This window comes from Salmonella sp. A7, assembly GCF_020181675.1.
GTDB classification, from domain to species: Bacteria; Pseudomonadota; Gammaproteobacteria; order Enterobacterales; family Enterobacteriaceae; genus Salmonella; species Salmonella enterica.
In genome coordinates, this window is the sequence record NZ_CP084001.1 from 3,103,389 (window position 1) to 3,122,650 (window position 19,262).

The following is a 19,262-nucleotide window of genomic DNA, read 5'->3' on the forward strand; positions in this document are numbered from 1 at the left end:
CTGGCTATTACAGCATCACTTGGTTATTTTTAAAATAATATATTATAAGGGGATTTATATAGTATTGAATAAATCCCTCTTCCTGACATTAAGAGAACAGAACACGATAATTTTTAGCAGCCGTAATATAATAGCTTCAATCGTCTGGCTCTCAGACAATAACGTGTATATTACGCGCATTGAACGCGGCGCGTAGCCTGCGTGCGAATGCAAGCGCATATTCGCCGTCGCCATGAATGCACACCGTTTGCGCCGTGACAGTCGTCCACACACCAGTAACGCTTTTCACTCTCCCGGCTTGCACCATATCCAGCGTTTGCGCCAGCGCCTGCTCTTCGTCGTGAATCAGCGCGCCAGGTTGCGTGCGCGGCACCAGGCTACCGTCGGCCTGATAGCCGCGATCGGCAAACACCTCCTGCCGCGTCACCAGGCGATAGCGTTCACCGGCCCGGATCAGCTCACTTCCCGCCAGTCCAACCAGTATCAGTGACGGATCATAGTCGTGTACCGCTTTCGCAATCGCCTGTGCCAGATGGGGATCTTTCGCCGCCTGGTTATAGAGCATACCGTGCGGTTTGACATGGCGCATCACGCCGCCTTGCGCCTGAACAATCGCCCCCAGCGCGCCGATTTGGTACAGCGTCTGGGCGTATACCGTTTCCGGCGGCAAAGCCATCGCCGTCCGCCCAAAATTATCCCGATCCGGAAAGCTGGGATGCGCGCCGATCGCCACGCCGTTTTTCAGCGCCTCGCGCACGCAGGTCAGCATGGTTTGCGCATCACCGGCGTGAAAACCACAGGCGATATTGGCGGAGGAGACCAGCGTTAATAATTCGCTGTCGCTGGCGCAACCTTCGCCCAAATCCGCATTTAAATCAATGTTCATGCTGAAGTCGCCAGGTAAGCTGTTCCAGATAGCGCTGACGCTCGCGGCGCGCGTTGAGCGCCTCTTCCAGCGAACATTGCACAAAATGGATCGGTTGCCCTAGCGGGATCTGCGCCAGATGGTACATATCTGCCTCGATGATGCAGGCAATGCGCGGATAGCCGCCAGTTGTCTGGGCATCATTCATTAGCACAATAGGTTGACCGTTGTAAGGCACCTGTACGACACCGGGCAGCAAACCGTGCGACAACAGTTCGCGATCCGTTGTCCGCGTTAACGATTGTCCCTGCAACCGATAGCCCATGCGATTACTTTGTGGACTGAGTTGCCACGGCGAACGCCAGAACGCTTCTTGCGAGGCGCGATCGAACTCACGGTATTCCGGCCCCGGCAGCGCACGAATGCGATTCCCCCACAGTAACTGCTTCACGCCCTGCGGCCCGCTAAACTGTCGCGATGGTTTACCCGTCGCCAGCCGATCGCCATCTTTTAGCAGCCGTCCTTCCAGCCCACCGATACCGGACTTCAGATCGGTACTACACGATCCCATCACCTCCGGCACAGCAATACCGCCCGCTACCGCCAGATAGCTACGCATCCCGTGAAGCGGTCGATGCAACGTGAGGCGCTGACCCGCTTTTACCGGCAATCGCCAGCCTGTCCAGACCGGTTGATCATCCAACTGCGCCTCGCAGCCTGCGCCGGTAAGAGCGAACCAGGTCTCATTTTCAAATTCGACAACCAGTTGACCGAGAGTGATTTCCAGCGCCGGGGCATTCGCATCGTTCCCGACCAGGAGATTAGCGGTCTGAAAGGCGGGTTTATCCAGCGCACCGCAGTGACTCAGCCCCGACTGACGAAAGCCGTGACGTCCGCTATCCTGCACGGAGGTGTAAATCCCCGCGCGAATAATATTCAGCATATTCCCTCCTTTTGCGGCACAAAGCGTACGCTATCGCCAGGGCGTAGCAGAACCGGAGGCTCCCGCATCGGATCGAATAACTTCAACGGCGTGAGGCCGATCAGCTGCCAGCCGCCCGGCGTGGATAATGGATAAATCCCCGTCTGCGCGCCGCCGATGCCGACAGAACCAGCCGGAACCTGCAGGCGCGGCTCCGCGCGTCTGGGCATATGGAGCGGTTCTGGTAAATTCCCAAGATAGGGAAAGCCGGGCTGAAAGCCTAAAAACCAGACGACATATTCAACGGAGGCATGTAGCTCCACGACCTGCTTTTCACTCAAACCGCTGTGCCGTGCCACCGCCGCCAGATCCGGCCCGCCTGCGCCGCCATAGATCACCGGGATCTCAATCGAACGCGAGTCCGGCTCCAGCGCCTCGCTCTCTTCCCACCAGCGCTGCAGACGCTCAATCGCATCCAGCGCCAGGGTTTGCGGTTCCCGCAAGATCACGGTGATATTGTTCATCCCGGGAATGGCTTCCACCACGTTCGGCATATCGACCAGACGCTGCGTCAGACGCCAGATGCGTTTCTGGCTCGCCAGCGTAATCGGCGGTTCAAGTTCCAGGACGACTGCCGTTTCGCCTAACAGATAACAACGCGCTCGCTGCACTTTATTACCTCTCAGTTATGCCGGGTTAGGGATATCAATAAACGTCACATCCAACGCCGTGTTTTCGTTCAACCATTCGCTCAGGGCGCGAATACCGCCGCGTTCAGTGGCATGGTGCCCGGCGGCATAAAAATGCAGCCCCTGTTCGCGCGCGGAATGAATGGTCTGTTCAGACACCTCGCCGGTAATAAAAGCATCCACGCCGAAGCGGGCGGCGCTATCAATAAAACTTTGTCCGCCGCCGGTACACCAGGCGACACGCTGCACATTCTCTGGCCCGGTATCGCCGCACCATAGCGGTTTACGCCCCAGACGCGCTTCAATCCATGAGGCCAGTTCCAGCCCCGGCACCGGCATTGAGAGCTCTCCCCACGGCACCAGCGGCTCAATTTCTCCTTTCACGGTAATGCCCAATAGCGCCGCCAACTGCGCATTGTTGCCCAGCTCAGGGTGCGCATCCAGCGGCAGATGCCAACCGTAAAGGTTAATATCATTTGCCAGTAACGTTTTTAAGCGACGGCGTTTCATGCCGCGAATAACCGGAGACTCGCCTTTCCAGAAGTAACCATGATGAACAATGACCGCATCGGCCTGCAAACGCACCGCCTCATCGAGCAGCGCCTGACTTGCGGTCACGCCGGTAACGATTTTCTGTACCGTCTCTTTTCCTTCGACCTGTAAACCATTCGGCGCATAATCGCTTATTGCCGCACTGTTCAGCTTGTCGTTAATCAGTTGTTCCAGCTCGGTGTTTTTCATCATCGCTCCCTTTAACCCACGTTCTACTTTCCCGTTACGGGTTCAGTCTCCGTTAACATAGCCTCCCGTTAGCCGTTCGTCGATAAACATTTGTTTGACACATCAAGAAACAATCACCCCCGGGTTTGGCGCAAATTACTTAGCAAAACACGATCGGTTTCATGTATATTTATGCAATCAGAACGCATATTGCAGAAAAAATCAGTTCTGTATCATGTTGGTAACTTTAAGGAAACACGGCGATACGGCAGGCTTAATAAGCCCACAAAGAAAGGCATTATCTGAGAATGCCGCGTTCTTGCCGCAGCGTCTCTATCCCGGAAATACGATGAATAAACAAGCATCTCAACCCCGCGCTATTTACTACGTTGTCGCCCTGCAAATTTGGGAGTACTTCAGCTTTTATGGTATGCGCGCCCTACTGATTCTTTATCTCACCAATCAGCTAAAATACGACGATAACCACGCCTATGAGTTATTCAGCGCTTATTGTTCGCTGGTCTACGTAACGCCGATTCTTGGCGGCTATCTGGCGGATAAGGTGCTTGGCAACCGAATGGCAGTCATGCTGGGCGCATTTTTAATGGCTATAGGTCATTTAGTGCTGGGCGCCAGTGAGATCGCGCCGACATTCCTTTATCTGTCGCTGGCGATCATTGTCTGCGGCTACGGCCTGTTTAAATCGAATATTAGCTGCCTGCTGGGCGAACTGTACCAGCCGGAAGATCCGCGCCGCGACGGCGGGTTCTCGCTGCTTTACGCAGCGGGTAATATTGGTTCGATCGTGGCGCCTATCGCCTGCGGCTATGTGCAAGAGGAGTACAGTTGGGCGATGGGCTTTGCGCTCGCCGCCATTGGTATGCTGGCGGGGTTAGTGATCTTCCTGTGTGGAAATCGTCATTTCACCCACACCACCGGCGTGAATAAAGCCGTGTTGTGCGCCAGAAACTACCTGCTGCCGAACTGGGGCTGGCTGTTAATTCTGCTGGTAGCGGCGCCGTTGCTGATTACCGTTCTGTTCTGGAAAGAATGGTCTGTCTATGCCTTAATCGTGGCGACCGCGATCGGCCTGGTCGTGCTGGCAAAAATTTATCGCCAGGCGCAAACGGCCAAACAACGCAAAGAACTGGGGCTGATTGTCACCCTGACCCTGTTCAGTATGCTGTTCTGGGCGTTTGCCCAGCAGGGCGGCAGTTCTATCAGCCTGTATATCGACCGCTTTGTGAACCGCGATATTCTGGGCTATTCCGTTCCTACCGCCATGTTCCAGTCGGTGAACGCCTTTGCCGTGATGCTGTGTGGGGTCGTCCTGGCCTGGCTGGTTAAAGAGAGCGTAAGCGGTAATCGCACCGTGCGTATCTGGGGCAAATTCGCGCTGGGTCTCGGTCTGATGAGCGCCGGATTCTGTATTCTGACCCTGAGCGCACGCTGGTCCGCCGCTTACGGACACTCTTCAATGCCGCTAATGGTGCTGGGACTGGCGGTGATGGGCTTTGCCGAGCTGTTTATCGACCCGGTCGCCATGTCGCAAATTACGCGCATTGACATCCCCGGCGTCACCGGCGTATTAACCGGAATTTATATGCTGCTGTCCGGCGCGATAGCTAACTATCTGGCAGGCGTCATCGCTGACCAGACTTCGCAAAGCGCCTTCGACGCCAGCGGCGCGGTTAATTACGCCATCAACGCCTATGTGGATGTTTTTGAACAGATCACCTGGGGCGCGTTAGCCTGCGTAGGGGTTGTCCTGCTGATTTGGCTGTATCAGTCCTTCAAATTCAAAAGCCGCGCGCTGGCCGTCGAATCCTGATAGCAGAAGGCCCGGTAGTTTGCGCTACCGGGCCTGTATCACGCCCCTTTTCTCGCCGCCTCATAGGCGGAAAGCGTCGCGATTCTCGCCTGTTTGTGCTCCACAATAGGCCGAGGATAATCAAGCACGACTCCCGCTTTTTCCGCCCACCGCCACGGCTCGTGAATCGCTTTTCCAGGGATATCGCGTAATGCCGGTAGCCACTGGCGGATAAATTCGCCGTCGCGATCGAACCTCTCTCCCTGAGTCGTGGGATTAAAAATACGAAAATAAGGCGCGGCATCAGTACCGGTTGAAGCGGCCCACTGCCAGCCGCCATTATTGGCGGCAAGATCGCCGTCAATAAGCTGCGACATGAAATAGCGCTCCCCCAACCGCCAGTCAATCAACAGATCTTTTACCAGAAAGCTGGCGGTAATCATGCGTAAACGGTTATGCATCCAGCCCGTCGCGTTAAGCTGGCGCATCGCCGCATCGACAATGGGATAACCGGTTTCGCCTTTCTGCCATGCCTGAAAATAGTGCGAGTTCTCCTGCCACGCGACGCGTTTTGTCCAGCGGATAAACGGCTGGTGTTTGCATAATGCCGGATACCAGGTCATTAAATGACGGTAAAATTCCCGCCAGATGAGTTCATTCAACCAGACGCTTCCCGGCCCGCCGTCCAGCGCCTGCGGCTGCTCCGCCAGTAATCGGTGCAGGCACTGTCGCGGCGACAGGCCACCCGTCGCCAGGCTGGCGGAAAGCCGACTGGTGCCGTCGACCGCAGGGAAATCCCGCCGTGACTCATACTCGTCTGCGCCCTGCGCGCAAAACTGACGTAGCTGCGCGATGACCGCGTTTTCTTCCACCGGGAAAAGCGCGGCGTCAAACGCCTGTTGCGGGTAGTTAAGCGAGACTGGCGTTAAGGGTGTAGAAAGCGCGCCGCTCACCCGGATCTTCGGGGCCGGAACGCACGGCGGGATATCCTCTTTTAGCCGTTTCAACCAGGCGTTTTTAAACGGCGTAAAAACTTTATACATTTCATGATTGCCGGTCATCACCGCGCCGGGCGCCAGAATCACGCTATCGTCAAAGCCTTCGCAGATGACAGAGGGCAGCGTTTTTTCCACCGCCGCATCACGCTGACGCTCGTTAAACTCATACTGATAGTTATAAAACAGATGGCTGACGTCATGCTGTCGGCAAACGTTTTTGACCGTTTCAATACTGGCGCTAAAATCCGCCACTTCATGAAACAGCAGCGGAATCCCTTTCTCTGCAAGGGCCGCCTGTAGCGCATTGAGCTGCGCGCTGATGAATGCCGCCTGCCGCGGCGCCATATCATGGGCCTGCCACTGCGCGGGGGTGGAAATATAAAGCGCCAGCACCCGCGCGGATGCATCGCGGCAGGCGGCGGCCAGCGCAAGGTTATCCTGTAAACGCAGATCGCGCCTGAACCAGACTAAATGGGTGGGCATACAACTCCTGAAAGATGAAACGTCACGGCGAATAGCGTTAAACAGTGTAGACCCTGGCGCATAAAAAAACCGCCAGCGTGGCGGCTGACGGTTTTTCAGGCTGGTCGCGATTAATAAAAGTCGCAGGTGGCTTTTTCAGCCTGCGCCATCCATACCGGCTTATCACTGGTTTTCGACCAGACACGGTGCAGATAACTATAAAAACGCGCGCGGTCTTTCCAGAAGAGCATCACCGGCAGCGCCAGCACGCCTGCGATCACCGCGAAAGCACGACGGGCAAAAATGACATGCGCCGGATAGTCTTTATAGTGTTCCATACGTTTTCCCCCTTTATACCGACGCTACCCGCCCCGGTATAGATTGAATCGGTGAATAGCACCGAAAAATTGAACCTCGTTACCTGATTAAAATAGTACCGCTTTCGGTGTAATTTTACTACTCATCCGACCACTTATTTTCACGCTTTTCCAGCAGATTTACATTCAAAGCGTAAATTAGTTACAAAAAGGTTAAATTAATACTAATCATTAGTTAAATAATGGTCTTTGCCATTTTTATACTTTTTTTACACTCCGCCCGCCAATTTTTGCGAAATCTTTGCAGCCAAAAAATTACCTTTCTCAGGAGTAAAACAATGCCACTGGAGGTGCTCTGTGAGTGCAGGCGTGATAACCGGCATCGTGCTGGTTTTCTTACTTTTAGGTTATCTGGTCTATGCCCTGATTAATGCGGAGGCGTTCTGATGGCCGCGCAAGGATTTTTACTGATCGCCAGTTTTTTACTGATTTTATTGGTACTGGCGAAACCGTTGGGTTCGGGCCTGGCAAGGCTCATCGCCGCCGTTCCGTTGCCGGGCGTGGCTGGCATTGAGCGTATCCTCTGGCGAACTCTTGGCATTACCGACCACGAAATGAACTGGCCTCAGTATTTACTGGCGCTACTGACGCTCAATCTGCTGGGACTGGGCATCCTGTTTTGCCTGCTGTTCTGGCAGGAGTGGCTGCCCTTAAATCCGCAGCGGCTACCGGGTCTGTCCTGGGATCTGGCGCTGAATACCGCCGTCAGCTTTGTCACCAATACCAACTGGCAAGCCTACAGCGGCGAAAGCACGCTGAGCTACTTTAGCCAGATGGCGGGGCTGACGGTGCAAAATTTCCTGTCGGCGGCGACCGGGATTGCGGTGGTTTTTGCACTTATCCGCGCCTTTACGCGCCAGAATGTGCACACGCTGGGTAATGCCTGGCAAGATCTGGTACGCATTACGCTATGGATATTATTTCCTGTCGCGTTAATTATCGCGCTGTTTTTTATCCAACAAGGCGTACCGCAAAACCTGTCGGCTTATCAGCCCATCACCACTCTTGAAGGCGCTAAACAACTCTTGCCGATGGGTCCGGTTGCTTCGCAGGAGGCGATCAAAATGCTTGGCACCAACGGCGGCGGTTTCTTTAACGCCAACTCTTCGCATCCGTTCGAAAACCCCACCGCGCTCACTAATCTGGCGCAGATGCTGGCGATATTTTTGATTCCAGCCGCGCTCTGTTTCGCCTTTGGCGAAGCGGCGGGCGATCGCCGTCAGGGACGCGCGCTACTGTGGGCAATGTCATTCATTTTTGTGGTCTGCGTAGCGGTAGTGATGTGGGCGGAAGTTCAGGGAAATCCACATCTGTTGGTGGCAGGCGCGGACAGTAGCGTCAACATGGAGGGTAAAGAAACACGCTTTGGCGTGCTGGCCAGCAGCCTGTTTGCCGTCGTCACGACCGCGGCATCCTGCGGGGCGGTAAATGCCATGCACGACTCGTTTACCGCTCTGGGCGGTATGGTGCCGATGTGGCTGATGCAAATTGGCGAAGTGGTCTTTGGCGGCGTCGGTTCAGGCCTGTATGGCATGTTGCTGTTTGTCCTGCTGGCGGTGTTTATCGCGGGGCTGATGATCGGTCGCACACCGGAATATCTGGGGAAAAAAATCGACGTGCGCGAAATGAAAATGACCGCGCTGGCGATTCTGGTCACGCCGATGCTGGTCTTGTTGGGTTCGGCGCTGGCGATGATGACGGATGCCGGACGCAGCGCAATGCTGAACCCTGGCCCGCACGGTTTTAGCGAAGTGCTATATGCCGTCTCCTCTGCCGCCAACAACAACGGTAGCGCCTTTGCGGGTCTGAGCGCTAACTCGCCTTTCTGGAACTGTTTGCTGGCGTTCTGCATGTTCGTCGGACGTTTCGGCGTGATTATTCCTGTCATGGCCATCGCCGGATCGCTGGTCAGTAAAAAAGTACAGCCGGCCAGTCAGGGAACGCTGGCGACCCACGGCGCGCTATTTATTGGACTGCTCATCGGCACGGTACTGCTGGTCGGCGCGCTGACGTTTATTCCTGCCCTGGCGCTTGGCCCGGTAGCGGAACATTTCTCTTTACCTTGAGCGATGCGGAGTACATTGATATGAGTCGCAAGCAACTGGCGCTGTTTGAGCCTGTTTTACTCGTACAGGCGCTAACGGATGCCGTAAAAAAATTAAGCCCACGCGCCCAGTGGCGTAACCCGGTGATGTTTGTGGTCTGGGCCGGCAGCGTGCTAACCACTCTGTTAACGCTCGCTATGGTAACAGGACAAATAGCGGGAAGCGCCTTGTTTACAGGGATTATCAGCCTGTGGTTATGGTTCACCGTACTGTTCGCCAATTTTGCCGAAGCGCTGGCGGAAGGCCGCAGCAAAGCTCAGGCAAACAGTCTGAAAGGAGTGAAAAAGACCGCGTTCGCTCGCCGCCTGCGCGCCCCGCGCCATGATGCGCAGGCCGATAACGTGCCCGCCGCTGAACTGCGGAAAGGCGACATTGTCCTGGTCAAAGCGGGCGATATTATTCCCTGCGACGGCGAGGTGATCGAAGGCGGCGCGTCGGTGGATGAAAGTGCGATTACTGGCGAATCCGCCCCCGTGATCCGCGAGTCCGGCGGCGATTTCGCCTCTGTCACCGGCGGCACGCGAATTCTTTCCGACTGGCTGGTGATTGCCTGTAGCGTCAATCCTGGCGAAACCTTTCTTGACCGGATGATCGCGATGGTGGAAGGCGCACAGCGGCGGAAAACACCTAACGAGATTGCCCTGACGATTTTGCTCATTGCCCTGACCATTGTCTTTTTACTGGCGACCGCCACTCTGTGGCCCTTCTCCGCCTGGGGCGGTAACGCGGTCAGCGTCACCGTGTTGGTGGCGTTGCTGGTGTGCCTGATCCCCACTACCATCGGCGGGCTACTCTCCGCCATTGGCGTAGCCGGAATGAGCCGAATGTTGGGCGCGAACGTCATCGCCACCAGCGGCCGCGCCGTAGAAGCCGCGGGCGATGTCGACGTGTTACTGCTGGATAAAACCGGCACTATCACGCTCGGCAATCGCCAGGCGTCCGATTTTATTCCCGCCCGAGGGGTGGACGAACGCACGCTGGCTGACGCCGCGCAGCTCGCTTCGCTGGCCGACGAAACGCCGGAAGGCCGCAGCATTGTGATCCTCGCCAAACAGCGCTTTAACCTGCGTGAACGCGATGTGCAGTCGCTTCATGCCACCTTTGTTCCGTTTACCGCGCAAAGCCGCATGAGCGGAATTAATATCGATAACCGGATGATCCGTAAAGGCTCGGTGGACGCGATTCGGCGTCATGTCGAGAGCAATGGCGGCCATTTTCCCGCCGATGTCGAGCAAAACGTCGAGAACGTGGCGCGTCTTGGCGCGACGCCGCTGGTGGTCGTGGAAGGCGCGCGCGTACTGGGTGTTATCGCCCTCAAGGATATCGTTAAAGGCGGTATTAAAGAACGTTTCGCCCAGCTACGAAAGATGGGCATTAAAACGGTGATGATCACTGGCGATAACCGCCTGACGGCGGCAGCGATTGCCGCCGAAGCCGGTGTGGACGATTTTCTTGCCGAAGCCACGCCGGAAGCCAAGCTGGCGCTGATCCGTCAATATCAGGCGGAAGGACGGCTGGTCGCCATGACCGGCGACGGCACTAACGATGCCCCGGCGCTGGCGCAGGCTGACGTCGCGGTGGCGATGAACTCCGGCACCCAGGCGGCAAAAGAAGCCGGTAATATGGTGGATCTGGACTCTAACCCGACCAAATTGATTGAAGTGGTGCATATCGGTAAGCAGATGCTGATGACGCGCGGCTCGCTCACCACCTTCAGTATCGCGAATGATGTAGCGAAATATTTCGCCATTATTCCCGCCGCGTTTGCCGCTACCTATCCGCAGCTAAACACGCTCAACGTGATGGGGCTGCATTCGCCGAACTCCGCCATTCTGAGCGCGGTGATCTTTAACGCCCTGATTATTATTTTTCTGATCCCGCTGGCATTAAAAGGCGTGAGTTATAAGCCGCTTTCCGCATCGGCCATGCTGCGCCGTAATTTATGGATCTATGGTCTGGGTGGTCTGGTGGTGCCGTTTATTGGCATCAAAGTGATTGATGTGCTGCTGACCCTGCTGGGTCTGGCGTGAGGTGTATGATGATCGGTTTACGTCCTGCTTTTTCGACAATGTTATTTCTGCTGTTATTGACCGGCGGCGTGTATCCGCTTCTGACCACGGCGCTGGGGCAGTGGTGGTTTCCCTGGCAGGCTAATGGCTCGCTGATTCATAAAGACAATGTGATACGCGGCTCAGCGCTTATCGGACAATCGTTTACCGCCGCGGGCTATTTTCATGGCCGGCCCTCCGCCACCGCCGATACGCCTTATAATCCACTGGCGTCGGGCGGAAGCAACCTGGCCGCCAGCAATCCCGAACTGGATGCGCAAATTCAGGCCCGCGTCGCCGCGCTACGCGCCGCTAACCCCCAGGCGAGTTCCGCGGTTCCGGTTGAGCTGACGACGGCGTCGGCAAGCGGGCTGGATAATAATCTGACGCCCGGCGCCGCGGCATGGCAACTCCCCCGCGTGGCGGCGGCTCGCCAGCTTCCCGTTGAACAGGTCGCGCAACTGGTTGCAGAATATACGCACAGGCCGCTGGCGAGCTTTCTTGGGCAACCAGTGGTGAATATTGTTGAGCTTAATCTGGCGCTGGATGCGCTACAGGGACACAGAGCGAAATGAACGACGAACCCTTGCGTCCTGATCCGGATCGCTTGTTGGAACAAACGCCCCCGCCCCACCGGGGGAAGTTGAAAATTTTCTTCGGCGCCTGCGCAGGCGTCGGAAAAACCTGGGCGATGCTGGCGCAAGCGCAGCGGCTGCGAGCGCAGGGGCTGGATGTGGTGATCGGCGTGGTAGAAACACATGGCCGTAAAGAGACCGCCGCGCTACTTGACGGGCTGACCATTCTGCCGCCAAAACGTCACTCGCACCGGGGGCGGCAAATCCGCGAATTTGACCTGGATGCCGCCCTCGCCCGGCGTCCGGCGCTGATTTTAATGGATGAGCTGGCGCACAGTAACGCGCCTGGCTCACGCCATCCTAAGCGCTGGCAGGATATTGAAGAGCTGCTGGAAGCGGGAATCGACGTTTTCACCACCGTGAATGTACAACATCTGGAAAGTCTGAACGATGTGGTGAGCGGCGTCACGGGGATTCAGGTGCGCGAAACTGTCCCCGATCCCTTTTTTGATGCCGCCGATGAAGTCGTACTGGTCGATCTGCCGCCCGACGATCTGCGCCAACGGCTCAACGAAGGTAAAGTGTATATCGCCGGTCAGGCGGAACGCGCTATTGAACATTTTTTCCGCAAGGGCAATCTGATCGCCCTCCGCGAGCTGGCGCTACGCCGGACAGCCGATCGCGTGGACGATCAGATGCGCGCCTGGCGCGCGCATCCGGGCGAAGAAAAAGTATGGCATACCCGCGATGCGATTTTACTGTGTATCGGGCATAACACCGGCAGCGAAAAACTGGTGCGTACCGCGGCGCGTCTGGCCTCCCGGCTCGGCAGCGTCTGGCACGCCGTCTATGTCGAAACGCCAACGTTACACCGCTTACCGGAAAAGCAACGACGGGCCATTTTAAGCGCGCTGCGCCTGGCGCAGGAGCTTGGCGCGGAAACCGCCACCCTGTCCGATCCCGCCGAAGAGAAAGCGGTCGTGCGCTATGCCCGCGAGCATAATCTGGGGAAAATCGTCATGGGCCGCCCGGCGTCGCGACGCTGGTGGCGACGTGACGCTTTCGCCGACCGTCTTGCCAGGCGCGCGCCGGATCTCGATCAGGTGATCGTCGCGCTGGAAGAACCGCCTGCCCGCGCGTTGGCGCAAACGCCTGATAACCGACCTTTTAAAGAGAAATGGCGTGGGCAGATTCAGGGCTGTCTGGTCGCCGTGGCGCTTTGCGCCATCACCACGCTTATCGCTATGCAGTGGCTTGTCACCTTCGACGCCGCCAATCTGGTGATGCTCTATTTGCTGGGCGTAGTGGTGATTGCGCTGCTTTACGGACGCTGGCCGTCGGTGGTGGCGACGGTGATTAACGTGGCGAGTTTCGATCTCTTTTTTATCGCGCCACGCGGTACGCTCGCCGTTTCGGACGTGCAGTATTTGCTGACCTTTGCTGTGATGCTGACGGTTGGTCTGGTAATTGGTAATCTTACTGCCGGGGTGCGCTATCAGGCGCGCGTCGCCCGTTATCGGGAACAACGTACCCGCCATTTATATGAAATGTCTAAAGCACTGGCCGTCGGGCGTAGCGAACATGATATCGCCGCGACCAGCGAGCGGTTTATCGCCTCGACGTTTCAGGCGCGCAGCCAAATTTTATTACCTGATGCTAACGGTAAGTTGCGGCCTCTCACCCACCAGCAAGGCATGACGCCGTGGGACGACGCAATTGCGCGCTGGAGTTTTGATAAAGGCCAGCCTGCCGGCGCAGGCACCGATACCCTCCCAGGCGTGCCTTATCAAATCCTGCCGCTGAAAAGCGCCGATAAAACATACGGTCTGGCTATCGTCGAACCGGGTAATTTGCGTCAGTTAATGGTGCCGGAACAGCAACGCCTGCTGGAAACATTTACTCTGCTTGTCGCCAACGCGCTGGAACGACTGACGCTAACCGCCAGCGAAGAACAGGCGCGTCTCGCCAGCGAGCGCGAAAGTATTCGCAACGCTCTGCTGGCGGCGCTATCGCATGATTTACGCACGCCGCTGACGGTATTGTTCGGCCAGGCGGAAATTTTGACGCTGGATTTAGCCAGCGCAGGATCGCCCCACGCGCGTCAGGCCAGTGAAATCCGCCAGCATATTCTCAACACCACCCGGCTGGTGAATAATTTGCTGGATATGGCGCGTATTCAGTCCGGCGGGTTTAATCTTAAAAAAGAGTGGCTGACGCTGGAAGAGGTCGTCGGTAGCGCGTTACAGATGTTAGAGCCGGGTTTATTGCATCCGATTACATTGTCGCTGCCGCAACAGTTAACGCTTATCCATGTCGATGGCCCCTTATTTGAGCGTGTCCTGATCAACTTGCTGGAAAACGCCGTTAAGTACGCCGGGCCGCAGGCCAGTATCGGCATTGATGCTGCGGTTAAGGACGATCGTTTACAACTGGATGTCTGGGATAACGGGCCGGGTATTCCTGCGGGGCAAGAACAGAAGATTTTCGATAAGTTCGCCCGCGGCAACAAAGAGTCCTCCGTCCCCGGCGTGGGGCTGGGGCTGGCGATTTGCCATGCTATCGTAGAGGTACACGGCGGCACGCTTACCGCCTATAATCGACCGCAGGGCGGCGCCTGTTTCCGTGTGACGCTGCCGCAAGGAAAGCCACCTGAACTTGATGATTTTCATGAGGATATGTGACAAACGTTCTGATTGTTGAAGATGAACAGGCCATCCGCCGCTTTCTGCGCGCCGCGCTGGAAGGCGACGGCCTGCGCGTGTATGAAGCTGAAACATTACAACGTGGTTTACTGGAAGCCGCCACGCGAAAGCCCGATCTGATTATTCTCGATCTCGGCCTGCCGGACGGCGACGGAATCGATTTTATTCGCGACCTGCGTCAGTGGAGCGCAATACCGGTGATTGTCCTTTCCGCCCGCAGCGAAGAAAGCGATAAGATTGCCGCGCTTGACGCCGGAGCTGATGATTACCTGAGCAAGCCATTCGGCATTGGCGAGTTGCAGGCGCGTTTGCGTGTCGCGCTGCGACGGCACGCCGCCAGCCCTTGCGCCGATCCGATCGTCCGCTTTTCCGGCGTGACGGTCGATCTCGCCGCACGGTTGATCCACCGTGGCGACGAAGAAATCCATCTGACGCCGATTGAGTTCCGCCTGCTGGCGGTATTACTCAATAATGCCGGCAAGGTATTAACCCAACGGCAGTTATTAAACCAGGTCTGGGGCCCTAACGCCGTGGAGCATAGCCACTATTTGCGCATCTATATGGGACATTTACGCCAGAAACTGGAACAAGATCCCACCCGCCCACGCCATTTTATTACCGAAACCGGAATTGGCTATCGCTTTATGCCGTGAATAGCCATTCATTATTTTTAAATAACTTCTAATTTTTATGTCATTTATTTTCGGCGTCGCGAATAATTATTTTCGCGGCGATATTATATTTTATGAAGGATACAAAAAACATATAATTAACATTTAAGAAACAATCCGTTATTTCACAGCACGATATGCATAATCGCCGACTAATTATTTTTCAAATGATCGTTTTTTGTTGATCTGGTTCACAGATCGCTGGCGCTCCCTGGATAAAATATCCATGCTTTCAATAAATCAATGAAAGGACCTCAAAATGGAAAATAATAATCGTTTTATGCCCCATATAAGGCGGACAACGCATATTATGATGTTTGCCCACCGTAATAGTTTCGATTTTCATTTCTTTAATGCCCGGTAGTTTTTCTGCTACGGGTACTTCAGCATACAGGTCTTTCCGACCCTTATGTCATTCAGGTCTATTGCCTAAATAACTCGAATTGTTAAAAGCGACAGCACGGTAATTCCTTTACACCAAGCCAGCTAACCATCTGGTTTGATAGAAGAAATTCCGACTCAGCGCAATTTTAGTTATCACGGTTTCTGCCTGTATATCGTAGTACTCAACTCCTTAAATCCTGAATTTCCTGCAACCGGACGGGTTGGGATTTATTACATCTAAAATAAAGCTAATTTACTGATTTTTTTATCAGCGGGATAGCTTTGATTTTTTCCGGAAGAATCAGTTTCTCATGCGAGAAATTGAGGGCTTGCTATTACCTGAAATAAAGAGATGAAAAAATGTCAGAATTAAAAATTGCCGTTAGCCGTCATTGCCCGGATTGTTTTTCTACACACCGTAATATTGTAAATGTTGATGAGAGTCGTTTCATCGACGTGGCTGCCATCGTGTTATCCATCGACGACATTGAACACGGAAAACTCGATGAAATCGACGCAACGGGTTACGGTATTCCCGTGTTTGTCGCGACTCATGACGAAGGGCGCGTACCGCCTGAGTATTTGCCGCGTATCTCTGGTGTATTCGAATATAATGAATCCCGTACTGCCTTCTATGGTCGCCAGTTGGAAACCGCAGCAAGCCACTACGAAACGCAGTTACGTCCGCCGTTTTTCCGCGCGCTGGTGGATTATGTCAACCAGGGCAACAGCGCATTTGACTGCCCGGGGCATCAGGGCGGCGAATTCTTCCGCCGTCATCCTGCCGGTAATCAGTTCGTGGAATACTTTGGCGAAACGCTCTTCCGCTCCGACCTATGCAACGCGGACGTGGCGATGGGCGATCTGCTGATTCACGAAGGCGCGCCTTGCATTGCGCAGCAACATGCGGCGAAAGTCTTTAACGCCGATAAGACCTACTTTGTGCTGAACGGGACCTCCTCCTCTAACAAAGTCGTACTCAACGCGCTGTTAACGCCGGGCGATCTGGTACTGTTTGACCGTAACAACCACAAATCTAACCACCACGGCGCATTATTGCAGGCGGGCGCAACGCCAGTTTATCTGGAAACCGCGCGTAACCCGTATGGTTTTATCGGCGGGATCGACGCTCACTGCTTCGAAGAAGATTACCTGCGCGAGCTGATTAGCGAAGTCGCGCCGCAGCGTGCCCGCGAAGCACGTCCATTCCGTCTGGCCGTCATCCAGTTAGGCACCTACGACGGTACCATTTATAACGCCCGTCAGGTCGTCGATAAAATTGGTCATCTGTGCGACTACATCCTGTTTGACTCCGCCTGGGTCGGCTATGAACAATTTATTCCGATGATGGCTGATTGTTCGCCGCTGCTGCTGGAACTGAACGAAAACGATCCGGGTATTCTGGTGACGCAGTCCGTTCACAAACAACAAGCCGGTTTCTCCCAGACCTCGCAGATCCATAAAAAAGATAGCCATATCAAAGGGCAATCGCGCTACGTTCCGCATAAGCGCATGAACAACGCCTTTATGATGCACGCCTCCACCAGCCCGTTCTATCCGCTGTTCGCCGCGCTGGACGTTAACGCCAAAATGCACGAAGGCGTCAGCGGTCGCAATATGTGGATGGATTGCGTGGTTAACGGCATCGATGCCCGTAAATTGATCCTCGAAAACTGTCATCACATCCGTCCGTTCGTACCGGAACTGATTGATGGTAAGCCGTGGCAGTCATACCCGACGTCAGAGATCGCCAGCGATCTGCGCTTCTTCCACTTCGTTCCGGGAGAACACTGGCATGCGTTTGAAGGCTATGCCGAACATCAGTACTTTGTCGACCCTTGCAAACTGCTGCTCACCACACCGGGCATTAATGCAGCGAGCGGCGAATATGAAGACTTTGGCGTTCCTGCCACGATTCTCGCCAACTTCCTGCGCGAGAACGGCGTTGTGCCGGAAAAATGCGACCTCAACTCCATTCTGTTCCTGCTGACGCCGGCAGAAGACATGGCGAAGTTACAACAGCTTGTCGCCCTGCTGGCTCGTTTCGAAAAACTGCTGGAAGCTGATGCGCCGTTAGCGGAAGTATTACCGTCCATCTACAAACAGCATGAAGCGCGTTATGCCGGCTATACCCTGCGTCAGCTTTGCCAGGAGATGCACGATCTCTATGCGCGGCACAACGTGAAACAACTGCAAAAAGAGATGTTCCGTAAATCGCATTTCCCGAAAGTCAGTATGAATCCGCAAGAGGCCAACTATGCCTATCTGCGCGGCGAGGTCGAACTGGTTCGCCTGCCGGAAGCGGAAGGTCGTATCGCGGCTGAAGGCGCTCTGCCTTACCCGCCGGGAGTGCTGTGTGTAGTTCCGGGTGAAATCTGGGGCGGTTCTGTCCTGCGTTACTTCAGCGCCCTGGAAGAAGGGATCAACCTGCTGCCGGGCTTTGCGCCTGAACTGCAGGGCGTTTATATCGAAGAACACGACGGCCGTAAGCAGGTCTGGTGCTACGTCATTAAACCTCGTGACGCGCAACGCTCCCTGCTGAAGGAGGAAAAATTATGAGTAAACCTAAATCCAATAAAATGGGTGTCGTGCAGCTCACAATTCTGACTATGGTCAACATGATGGGCTCCGGGATCATCATGCTACCGACCAAACTGTCTGAAGTCGGCACGATATCCATTATCTCCTGGCTGGTCACCGCCGTCGGCTCGATGGCGCTGGCCTGGGCGTTTGCGAAATGCGGTATGTTTAGCCGTAAATCCGGCGGCATGGGCGGTTACGCCGAATATGCCTTCGGTAAATCCGGCAACTTTATGGCGAACTATACCTACGGCGTCTCGCTGCTGATCGCCAACGTGGCTATCGCCATCTCTGCTGTCGGCTATGGCACCGAACTGTTCGGCGCCGCGCTGACGCCGCTCCAGATCGGTCTGGCGACTATCGCCGTATTGTGGGTTTGTACCATCGCAAACTTTGGCGGCGCGCGTATTACCGGACAGATCAGTAGCGTTACCGTCTGGGGCGTCATCATTCCGGTTGTCGGCCTGTGCATCATTGGCTGGTTCTGGTTTAGCCCCAGCATGTACGTAGCGTCATGGAACCCGCACCATGTTCCGTTCTTTAGCGCGGTCGGTTCTTCCATCGCCATGACGTTGTGGGCATTTCTTGGACTGGAATCCGCCTGCGCCAACGCAGACGTGGTCGAGAATCCGGAAAAGAACGTCCCCATTGCGGTACTGGGCGGTACGCTGGGCGCGGCGGTCATCTATATCGTTTCGACTAACGTGATTGCCGGGATTGTGCCGAACATGGATCTGGCGAACTCCACGGCGCCGTTTGGTCTGGCGTTTGCACAGATGTTCACGCCTGCGGTAGGTAAAGTGATCATGGCGCTGATGGTAATGTCCTGCTGCGGCTCGCTGCTGGGCTGGCAGTTCACTATCGCTCAGGTCTTTAAATCCTCCGCTGACGAAGGCTATTTCCCGAAAGTCTTCTCTCGTGTAACGAAAGTCGACGCGCCGGTTCAGGGGATGTTGATTATTGTGATTATTCAGACTGGCCTGTCGCTGATGACCATTAGCCCGTCGCTGAATAGTCAGTTTAACGTCCTGGTTAACCTGGCGGTGGTGACGAACATTATTCCGTATATTCTGTCGATGGCCGCGCTGGTTATCATTCAGAAAATGGCGAATGTGCCGTCATCAAAAGCGAAAGTCGCTAACTTCGTGGCCTTCGTTGGCGCCATGTATAGCTTCTACGCGCTATATTCCTCCGGTGAAGAAGCCATGCTGTACGGCTCAATTGTGACCTTCCTCGGCTGGACGTTATACGGCCTGGTCTCACCGCGTTTTGAATTGAAAAATAAACACGGCTGATGGCGCGCCCGGGCTGCGGTAACAGTAGTCCGGGCATTTTCACTCTTTGAATAAGATAA

At 55.2% G+C, this 19,262-nt stretch carries 16 protein-coding genes; 10 read left to right on the forward strand and 6 right to left on the reverse strand.

What is annotated here, in order from left to right; all coding sequences use genetic code 11:
* Window positions 1-151 precede the first annotated feature (151 nt).
* From pxpA to ybgI, 4 genes are read right to left on the reverse strand one after another with little or no spacing between them, the layout of a single operon-like run.
* The gene (gene pxpA, locus LCS67_RS15270) at window positions 152-886 is read right to left on the reverse strand and encodes a 5-oxoprolinase subunit PxpA (RefSeq protein ID WP_001017905.1); all 735 of its coding nucleotides are present in this window, start codon (window positions 884-886) and stop codon (window positions 152-154) included.
* Entirely contained in the window at window positions 876-1,808 is a 933-nt protein-coding gene (gene pxpC, locus LCS67_RS15275; protein ID WP_000932044.1) for a 5-oxoprolinase subunit PxpC, read from the reverse strand. The genes pxpA and pxpC overlap by 11 nt, the downstream gene beginning before the upstream one ends.
* Entirely contained in the window at window positions 1,802-2,458 is a 657-nt protein-coding gene (pxpB, locus tag LCS67_RS15280; RefSeq protein ID WP_001188367.1) for a 5-oxoprolinase subunit PxpB, read from the reverse strand. The genes pxpC and pxpB overlap by 7 nt, the downstream gene beginning before the upstream one ends.
* A 15-nt stretch (window positions 2,459-2,473) precedes the next feature.
* Window positions 2,474-3,217: a radiation resistance protein YbgI gene (gene ybgI, locus LCS67_RS15285; protein WP_000798844.1), complete on the reverse strand. Its 744-nt coding sequence runs from the start codon at window positions 3,215-3,217 to the stop codon at window positions 2,474-2,476.
* 328 nt (window positions 3,218-3,545) lie between these two features.
* Between ybgI and LCS67_RS15290 the strand changes: the two genes are divergently transcribed.
* Complete coding sequence (locus LCS67_RS15290) at window positions 3,546-5,027, forward strand: MFS transporter (RefSeq protein WP_001041123.1); 1,482 nt, start codon at window positions 3,546-3,548, stop codon at window positions 5,025-5,027.
* Between the two features lie 38 nt (window positions 5,028-5,065).
* Here the strand turns inward: LCS67_RS15290 and phrB are convergent, their stop codons facing one another.
* Together phrB and LCS67_RS15300 are read right to left on the reverse strand one after the other, a co-directional pair.
* Window positions 5,066-6,487 carry a deoxyribodipyrimidine photo-lyase gene (gene phrB, locus LCS67_RS15295; RefSeq protein ID WP_031564155.1) on the reverse strand — a complete coding sequence of 474 codons (1,422 nt, stop codon included), beginning with the start codon at window positions 6,485-6,487 and terminating at the stop codon, window positions 5,066-5,068.
* A gap of 110 nt (window positions 6,488-6,597) precedes the next feature.
* Window positions 6,598-6,804 (reverse strand): YbfA family protein, encoded by a 207-nt coding sequence (locus LCS67_RS15300; RefSeq protein WP_000401433.1) that lies wholly within the window; start codon window positions 6,802-6,804, stop codon window positions 6,598-6,600.
* A gap of 336 nt (window positions 6,805-7,140) precedes the next feature.
* On the opposite strand from LCS67_RS15300, the gene kdpF reads away from it, so the two are divergent.
* From kdpF to potE, 9 genes are all read left to right on the forward strand, one after another.
* Window positions 7,141-7,230 carry a K(+)-transporting ATPase subunit F gene (kdpF, locus tag LCS67_RS15305; RefSeq protein ID WP_001670793.1) on the forward strand — a complete coding sequence of 30 codons (90 nt, stop codon included), beginning with the start codon at window positions 7,141-7,143 and terminating at the stop codon, window positions 7,228-7,230.
* Window positions 7,230-8,909, forward strand: coding sequence for a potassium-transporting ATPase subunit KdpA (gene kdpA / locus LCS67_RS15310; RefSeq protein ID WP_031564158.1), 1,680 nt, complete (start codon window positions 7,230-7,232; stop codon window positions 8,907-8,909). Before kdpF ends, kdpA begins: the two co-directional genes overlap by 1 nt.
* Before the next feature lie 20 nt (window positions 8,910-8,929).
* Window positions 8,930-10,978, forward strand: coding sequence for a potassium-transporting ATPase subunit KdpB (kdpB, locus tag LCS67_RS15315; RefSeq protein WP_000088029.1), 2,049 nt, complete (start codon window positions 8,930-8,932; stop codon window positions 10,976-10,978).
* Between the two features lie 8 nt (window positions 10,979-10,986).
* On the forward strand, window positions 10,987-11,571 hold the full coding sequence (kdpC, locus tag LCS67_RS15320; RefSeq protein WP_031564162.1) for a potassium-transporting ATPase subunit KdpC: 585 nt from the start codon (window positions 10,987-10,989) through the stop codon (window positions 11,569-11,571).
* The gene (gene kdpD / locus LCS67_RS15325) at window positions 11,568-14,252 is read left to right on the forward strand and encodes a two-component system sensor histidine kinase KdpD (RefSeq protein WP_023215223.1); all 2,685 of its coding nucleotides are present in this window, start codon (window positions 11,568-11,570) and stop codon (window positions 14,250-14,252) included. Before kdpC ends, kdpD begins: the two co-directional genes overlap by 4 nt.
* Window positions 14,249-14,926 (forward strand): two-component system response regulator KdpE, encoded by a 678-nt coding sequence (kdpE, locus tag LCS67_RS15330; protein ID WP_000186053.1) that lies wholly within the window; start codon window positions 14,249-14,251, stop codon window positions 14,924-14,926. The genes kdpD and kdpE overlap by 4 nt, the downstream gene beginning before the upstream one ends.
* A 277-nt stretch (window positions 14,927-15,203) precedes the next feature.
* Entirely contained in the window at window positions 15,204-15,308 is a 105-nt protein-coding gene (gene speFL, locus LCS67_RS15335) for a leader peptide SpeFL (RefSeq protein WP_015632840.1), read from the forward strand.
* Window positions 15,309-15,688: 380 nt separating this feature from the next.
* Window positions 15,689-17,887, forward strand: a complete 2,199-nt coding sequence (gene speF / locus LCS67_RS15340; protein WP_001292402.1) for an ornithine decarboxylase SpeF — start codon at window positions 15,689-15,691, stop codon at window positions 17,885-17,887.
* Window positions 17,884-19,203, forward strand: coding sequence for a putrescine-ornithine antiporter (potE, locus tag LCS67_RS15345; protein ID WP_000042658.1), 1,320 nt, complete (start codon window positions 17,884-17,886; stop codon window positions 19,201-19,203). Before speF ends, potE begins: the two co-directional genes overlap by 4 nt.
* Window positions 19,204-19,262 lie beyond the last annotated feature (59 nt).